This window comes from Clostridium facile (assembly GCF_014297275.1).
GTDB classification, from domain to species: Bacteria; Bacillota; Clostridia; order Oscillospirales; family Ruminococcaceae; genus Massilioclostridium; species Massilioclostridium facile.
The window spans coordinates 1-7,176 of record NZ_JACOQK010000002.1; the positions used below are offsets into that span (position 1 = coordinate 1).

The 7,176-nt window shown below is 48.0% G+C and carries 10 protein-coding genes; all 10 read right to left on the minus strand.

The window, feature by feature from the left end:
• Positions 1-198: 198 nt before the first annotated feature.
• The gene (locus H8Z77_RS11755) at positions 199-318 is read right to left on the minus strand and encodes a topoisomerase DNA-binding C4 zinc finger domain-containing protein (RefSeq protein WP_181989423.1); all 120 of its coding nucleotides are present in this window, start codon (positions 316-318) and stop codon (positions 199-201) included.
• A 145-nt stretch (positions 319-463) separates the two neighbouring features.
• Entirely contained in the window at positions 464-1,201 is a 738-nt protein-coding gene (gene erm(B), locus H8Z77_RS11455; protein ID WP_001038795.1) for a 23S rRNA (adenine(2058)-N(6))-methyltransferase Erm(B), read from the minus strand.
• A 124-nt stretch (positions 1,202-1,325) separates the two neighbouring features.
• Positions 1,326-1,409 carry a 23S rRNA methyltransferase attenuation leader peptide gene (locus H8Z77_RS11460; RefSeq protein WP_001814874.1) on the minus strand — a complete coding sequence of 28 codons (84 nt, stop codon included), beginning with the start codon at positions 1,407-1,409 and terminating at the stop codon, positions 1,326-1,328.
• Positions 1,410-1,457: 48 nt separating this feature from the next.
• On the minus strand, positions 1,458-2,228 hold the full coding sequence (locus tag H8Z77_RS11465) for a hypothetical protein (RefSeq protein ID WP_005948226.1): 771 nt from the start codon (positions 2,226-2,228) through the stop codon (positions 1,458-1,460).
• A 54-nt stretch (positions 2,229-2,282) separates the two neighbouring features.
• Complete coding sequence (locus H8Z77_RS11470) at positions 2,283-2,750, minus strand: hypothetical protein (RefSeq protein WP_005948231.1); 468 nt, start codon at positions 2,748-2,750, stop codon at positions 2,283-2,285.
• Complete coding sequence (locus H8Z77_RS11475; protein WP_005948233.1) at positions 2,747-2,995, minus strand: hypothetical protein; 249 nt, start codon at positions 2,993-2,995, stop codon at positions 2,747-2,749. The genes H8Z77_RS11470 and H8Z77_RS11475 overlap by 4 nt, the downstream gene beginning before the upstream one ends.
• An 18-nt stretch (positions 2,996-3,013) precedes the next feature.
• Positions 3,014-3,286, minus strand: a complete 273-nt coding sequence (locus tag H8Z77_RS11480) for a type II toxin-antitoxin system YafQ family toxin (protein WP_005948235.1) — start codon at positions 3,284-3,286, stop codon at positions 3,014-3,016.
• Positions 3,279-3,560 (minus strand): type II toxin-antitoxin system RelB/DinJ family antitoxin, encoded by a 282-nt coding sequence (locus H8Z77_RS11485; RefSeq protein WP_005948237.1) that lies wholly within the window; start codon positions 3,558-3,560, stop codon positions 3,279-3,281. The genes H8Z77_RS11480 and H8Z77_RS11485 overlap by 8 nt, the downstream gene beginning before the upstream one ends.
• Positions 3,561-3,804: 244 nt before the next feature.
• The gene (locus H8Z77_RS11490; protein ID WP_005948239.1) at positions 3,805-5,331 is read right to left on the minus strand and encodes a hypothetical protein; all 1,527 of its coding nucleotides are present in this window, start codon (positions 5,329-5,331) and stop codon (positions 3,805-3,807) included.
• A gap of 423 nt (positions 5,332-5,754) precedes the next feature.
• Positions 5,755-6,981: a plasmid recombination protein gene (locus H8Z77_RS11495; RefSeq protein ID WP_007596194.1), complete on the minus strand. Its 1,227-nt coding sequence runs from the start codon at positions 6,979-6,981 to the stop codon at positions 5,755-5,757.
• Between the last annotated feature and the right edge of the window lie 195 nt (positions 6,982-7,176).

Genomic DNA, 7,176 nt, shown 5'->3' on the forward strand with positions numbered 1-7,176 from the left:
GGGGCTAAAAGAGGCAGCCTCACAACTGTCTCCAAGAACTTCTGTTGTCACTCTACTTCTTCTGGTGCAAGAGGATAGCCACACAATTCATCTTCCTGTGCAGAAACCTCTGCGTCCTCTGTTTTTACAAGACCGCTTTCTTCAAGCAAATCTGGCGGCACAGCACTTATAGCTAACTGTTGTTCTTCCGGCAAACTATTATAAAGTAAACTTACATTCAGGATAATTTGAACAACCATAAAACGATTTTTTTAATACAATATTGTTGCCACACTTAGGACATTTTCCTACAAGGGGTCCCGAGCGCTTAGTGGGAATTTGTACCCCTTATCGATACAAATTCCCCGTAGGCGCTAGGGACCTCTTTAGCTTCTTGGAAGCTGTCAGTAGTATATCTAATAATTTATCTCCATTCCCTTTAGTAACGTGTAACTTTCCAAATTTAAAAAAGCGACTCATAGAATTATTTCCTCCCGTTAAATAATAGATAACTATTAAAAATAGACAATACTTGCTCATAAGTAATGGTACTTAAATTGTTTACTTTGGCGTGTTTCATTGCTTGATGAAACTGATTTTTAGTAAACAGTTGACGATATTCTCGATTGACCCATTTTGAAACAAAGTACGTATATAGCTTCCAATATTTATCTGGAACATCTGTGGTATGGCGGGTAAGTTTTATTAAGACACTGTTTACTTTTGGTTTAGGATGAAAGCATTCCGCTGGCAGCTTAAGCAATTGCTGAATCGAGACTTGAGTGTGCAAGAGCAACCCTAGTGTTCGGTGAATATCCAAGGTACGCTTGTAGAATCCTTCTTCAACAATCAGATAGATGTCAGACGCACGGCTTTCAAAAACCACTTTTTTAATAATTTGTGTGCTTAAATGGTAAGGAATATTCCCAACAATTTTATACCTCTGTTTGTTAGGGAATTGAAACTGTAGAATATCTTGGTGAATTAAAGTGACACGAGTATTCAGTTTTAATTTTTCTGACGATAAGTTGAATAGATGACTGTCTAATTCAATAGACGTTACCTGTTTACTTATTTTAGCCAGTTTCGTCGTTAAATGCCCTTTACCTGTTCCAATTTCGTAAACGGTATCGGTTTCTTTTAAATTCAATTGTTTTATTATTTGGTTGAGTACTTTTTCACTCGTTAAAAAGTTTTGAGAATATTTTATATTTTTGTTCATGTAATCTCTCCTGAAGTGATTACATCTATAAACAAATACAGAAGTTAAACGATTTGTTTGTAATTTTAGTTATCTGTTTAAAAAGTCATAAGATTAGTCACTGGTAGGAATTAATCTAACGTATTTATTTATCTGCGTAATCACTGTTTTTAGTCTGTTTCAAAACAGTAGATGTTTTATCTACATTACGCATTTGGAATACCAACATGACGAATCCCTCCTTCTTAATTACAAATTTTTAGCATCTAATTTAACTTCAATTCCTATTATACAAAATTTTAAGATACCAATCGAGCCATTCAAGCGTTTCTTCCGAAAGACCATCCGCATCTACCATCCGATCACCAAATCGGACTTGATTTCCAGTTCCTTCTCTTTGCTCAAAAACAATCCATTTTTCGTTCATAAAAATCTCTATGGTATTGTCGGCTCCGTATTGATATTCAAAGCCCGTCCCGAAATTGGATTGGTTATCTTTTGTCGGTATCTCAGAACCGTCAACCGTCGAAGTAATTTCCCCATCCATTACTCCACAACGGGCACTTACGGTACTCTCTTTCCCCGTATCGTAGTAGAGTTTACCATCCACCATCACCATAGGAATTTTGTCCCATTCAAGTGGCAGCTCGGAGGAATGCTTCGTTACTAATTCATCAAATACAGATAGTTCTATGTTGTCCTTAGATGTTTTCCAAAAATATCCGTCTTTCTCAATAGTTCCATCATTCATTATTACAACAGTGTCTATCTGTTTCCCTTCTGTATCATACCACCTTACTGAATAACTCCACCCTGTACTGTCGTTACTTTTCTCACCTTTTTCAAATTCTAATGACAGTATATCAGCAATTTGCGAAATTACTTCTTCTTCGGTGACCTCTACCGTTTCTCCCGTATTTCCTGATTGTATTTCTATTTTTCCAACTTCTCTATCTTCGAGAGTAATGATACTATCACTGTTGTTACACCCACTTAATACAAAAGACGCCACTAATACCAAACATAAAATAAGAGCAATTTTCTTCATTGTATCACACCGCCTTTCCTACTTGTAGTGACGAAAAAAATGTCCTTTTGTTTCCTATCTACCACCAAAAATTTTTGAAAACCAGCTTTTTTTCTGTTCCGGCTCCTGCTGATCCGCTCCACTCTCCCCGGAAAGAAGCTGTTGCTTCATTGTTCCCGCGTGGAGTGCCTGGGCCGCTGCCGCTGTCTGCTGGGCGGCTACCAGGGCCTCAGTCAGCTTTGCAATCTGCCGGTCTTTTACTTCAAGCTGCCCTTGCAGCGTGTCGATAGTTGCCTGTAAAACGCAAACTAAATCGCCAACTTCGTGGTTTTCGGTTTGCGTTTTAGTTTGCGATTGGTTTTCGATTTCGGTTTGCGATTTTTCAGAAAAAGCCTGTTTTATCAAGGCTTCCTGGTGTTCATCAATCGCAAACTGGTTTCCGTTTTTTCGTAAACCTGATCGCAAACCCAGGTTTGCGATTTGCTTATTTACTGCTGTCTTTGATACCCCTATCTCGTCCGCTATCTGCCGGATTGTTTTCATACCTTCACGAACAGGCCCACAGGACACACGCCCTCAAACCCAGGCGTAGATATGTACCAGCAGCCGGGGCCTGTTGGCTCCCAGGCTACTTCAAGGGTAATCTCGTGCCAGCCATCAGGAAACAAGGCGGTAAAACCCTGCCCTGCGTGTATGCCGTCCCCTTCCAGGAGCAGCCGAGGGTGCGGATCATCGTCTGCCAGATCGGGGAGCTGCAACTGCGCGATCCTCTCTTTATCCCAGCTCATAGACCTTTCCTCCTTCCCCTAAAATAAATCGCTATGCGATCCCGTCCGGGTGAGATATAAAATCAGCTCGTCCCCGTCCACTTCGTAGATCAGCAACCAATCCGGCGTAATGTGGCACTCACGACACCCCGCATAGTCCCCGGAAAGTTGGTGATCCCTGTTTTTCTCCGGCAACGGCTCCCCCGCAGCCAGTTTTTTAATAATATCGGTCAGCAAAGGAATATCAAAGCCGCGCTTTTTCACGCGCTTCAAATCCTTCTGAAACTTTGTGGTTGGTCTTATGTTATACATCGGCAAGCAGCTCCTCCATCATCTGATCGACATTGGAATAGGTCTTGCCAAGGCTCGGATCGGCCTTCATTCTCTTTACTTCCTTGATTGCTTCGACGGTTTCAGCGTTCGGTACATCACCGCTGATTTCAAAGGGTATTCTATACTCCCTCACAGCCTTACGCGCAAAAACATTGAACGCCGTTGTCATCGTCATTCCCATATCAGCACAGAACGCCTCAAACTGCCGCTTCAAGTCTGCGTCCATACGAATGTTAATATTTGTATTTGCCATAGGTAGCAACTCCTTTCACTCTTATTATATCCATTGTATAACTTTTTATTTACAATGTCAATATATATTCCTGGCCGTTTACCCAAGCACTGGCCCTTAAACTTCTACCCTGGTATGTTCGCATTTAGAGGGCAAAAAAGCCTTGATTTATGCGGCTTTCTGGGCGCAGTAGAGAGGGGGCCGGTATTTTACCCTCGGAGGGCTGAAAACGGCTTCTAAAGCGTAACAGGGGCCTTTCTGGGCCTTATTCCTGGCCCCCATCGTGTAGCGCGTCCAGGAGCCAATCGCTCAACTCCTGGGAAGGGGACACCCGCACCGTTATATGCCCATTTTCAAAGCGCACCGCTGGCGGCGGGCAATCCCACCACTTACGGACGGTTTTCGGATCAAGGCCAGTTTCCCGGTGACAGTCGGCCTTGCGTCCCTCCGGGTGCTGCTGCCGCCATTCATAAACCCGCGCCTGGGCCGTTCCGCTGCCTTTTGGCCGCCCATTCCCTTCTCTCCAATTCGTACCATTGGCCTTATCGTTAATCTCCTGGATTGCTCTCGCGCCCTGCAAATGTACTGGCTGTTTGCGCCAGTTCCGCTTATTGACAGGCATAGTCAGGCCGGAGAGCTTCGCTATATCGTCCCTGGGGAATGTCACATAGTCCTCGTTGAACATCTCAAGGGCGCACACCACATCATCTTTTGTAAAGCGGTTTATATCCTCCACGCTCATATCATCGTAGGGCCGAAGCAACGCGAAAGCGTCCCGGCGCAGCTCGTCCTCGTCTATCCCGCATTTCTTCGCATAAATCGCCAGCGTCATAATGCCATAGAAACGATGGCCCACCCGGATTTCATCGGCGATCCGGTGCAGCCACCAGTCGTAAAGGTCACGCTTGACCGTCCAGCGGCCCCGCCGCTCCTTCTTGATGATCCGCCGCTCATACCAATCCGGGTACTTCTCTTTCGCCTCGGCCAGCGACAGTCGGCTCTTTCTCATAAGCCCCTCAAGCCGCTGCTGTTCCCCGTTGCTGTCCGGGATATAATCAAGCAGCCGCGCCAGCTCCACCGGCCCGCCGAGCCGGAACGCCCTCACAGGGTACTCACGCCCCAGCTTCGAGCCAGAGCCGACCACCCGAAAGCCCTGCAAAATCCCCTGCATTTGCGGCTCCTTGATGGTGGAGGTAAACTTATTCCAAATCTGCCGGGTGAGGGAATATTTCAGCTCTTTCAAGCATTTCTGGTTGTACGGGTACATAGGCACCGGCTCTTTCAGCACATAATACAGGTGAAGCCCTGTCCCGCTGTTTACAACAAAGGTTGCCTGGGGCAGAATATCCTTGTTCATCTGGTGCAGCGTGTCCCGGAGCTGGGGCATACCCACCCCATCCAAGTCAAAGACCAGGGCATAGAGATACCGGGCATTTTTGCCGCACCGCCGCCGTCCAAAATAGGAGATCGGGGACATAATCGTGAAATCGGTGTCTTGCAGCTCCCGCAGCTCGTCCAGCTCGTCAGTGACGGTACATCGTTTCGCTTTACCGTCCCCCTCGATCTGCAGGGCAATCCCGGTTGCCTTGTCAACCTCACTTTTGGCCACTGTCACCGCGATCCCGTTTCCCTTCCTGTCCTCAAAATGGCCCTTCCTCTCGAAAGATCCTTCCGGGAAGATCTCACGATAAAACTCATACGGCTCCACCGGCTCTAAAAACTTCTCTAAATGCTCGTTCTTTTCCCTGTAAAGTTCCCGCAGCCGTTCCAGTGCTACTTGCTGATCCGCCATTCCTTACACCTCTTTTCGTACATTCTGCAAACCCATAGGGGGAAAAGGGGGAGCCAAAGAGCGGCCCCTTCGGGGCCTTAAAGAGAAAGTCACCTCCCCCTTTTCCCCCTCGCTCTGGGGCATGGAAATGATGGAAAACCTTTCAGGTTTACCACATTCCCACACCCCGCCGCTCACCCCCATAACCCCCTCCGACTTTCTCCCTGTCCGAGAGAAAATATTTTTATTATTTATCCTGGCCTAAAGACCATAGGGGGGCATATATTATCAATACATTTTATTCCCTATTTTACGACACACTAACTCCCTGCTATCCCCTATACCCACAGGGGGGCATATATTATCAATACATTTTATTCCCTATTTTTACTGTTATTATAGCCTGTCCGGGCGGCTCTTGCAAGGCCCCCGGACAGGCTTCTTTTACAACTCCATACCGCCCCAGGTGTGGCCCCGTTCCTGCTCTCTTTCCGGCTGCTGCACCTCTGGCACAGGTAGCAGCTCCCGCGCCTTTTCGACCAGGGGCCGGAACTGCTCCGGCAAGTGCTGATCCAGAAAGTCCAGCACCGCCCCGATCCCTTCCTGGAGCCGCGCCGAAATCCCACGCTCCCAGCTCAAATCTTTTTCCAGGTATTCGACCTGCACTTTGAGCTGCCGGTTTTCATTTTCAAGCCGCTTCCGCTCCTGGGCCTCCTTCAGCTTTTCTTTCATCGAGGGGATTTTCTGCTGAAGCTGTTGGTTTTCTACCTTCAGCTCCCGCACCTTCTGCTCTGCCGCCGCACCCCGGATCACCGCCGCCTTCAGCTCCTTCACCTGCTCCACCGTCACACCCTTGACGGCCCCTGTCAGCGTCTTTTCTGGTTGTATCGCGTCCAGATCGGGCTTGACCTTCTCCACCGCTTTCAGCAGCTTCACATTCCCTTGCAGGGCCTTTCTCTGCTTTTCCAAGGCCGCGATCTCCTGCTCTGCCGCTATCACCTGTTCCTGGACAGCTTCAAGCCGCTGGGCCGCTGCCCTGTACTCTGGCAGCTCCATATGAGGGCGGCCACCGCCCAGGCTGATGATCTCAAACTCGTGCGCCTGGGCGATTTCCGTTAGGGCTTCTTTCTCCCGTTCCATCCAGGCTTTCCATTCCGTCTGCTTCCGGCCAAGCCCCTCAAATCCTTGCTGCTTTAACGCTTGTTTCATTGATACCCTCGTTGAGAGGCCCCGGCTCTGCTCCGTTGCCACCGGCACGAAGTCCACATGGAGGTGGGGCGTGGCCTCGTCCATGTGCAGCACCATATTGAACACCCGCAGATGAGGATTGCGCTCCTGGAAGGACTCTGCAAATTCTTTGAGAGCTGCCGCCGCCCGTTCCCCTCCAGGGGAGCCGCACCCGCAGTCCGTCAAGTTGCCGATCTGAAAGATAGCCTCGTGAAATAGCTTCTCCTGCTTGCTCTGCCGGATATGCTCATAGTAGTCTGGTATCTTGTCCCTGGTCTTTTTCTTTTTGGCATTGTAGGCGGCCAGGGCTTCATCGAAAAGTTCGTGGTACACCTTTTTCAAATCCTCGTTGCAAAAGGTGACATTCTGCCCCGACCTGCTTCGGTCTACATTCGCCGCTGAAAAGCTCCTGTTGTTGTGCCGGATACTTCCCCGGCCCGTCATTCCCGAAATGGTTGTGCCTATAAAATCACCCGTCCCTTTCCTGCAAAAGCCTATATCCTACTACTCCTATTTTACCATAACTGGCCGCAGTCCACAACCTCTTTGTTACTTTCTTGTGAGAAAGTAACGCAAAAGCACTTTCACACCGCCGCCCCTTCGGGGCTGGCAGTATGAAAGTGCTTTTGCGCCCTGCCG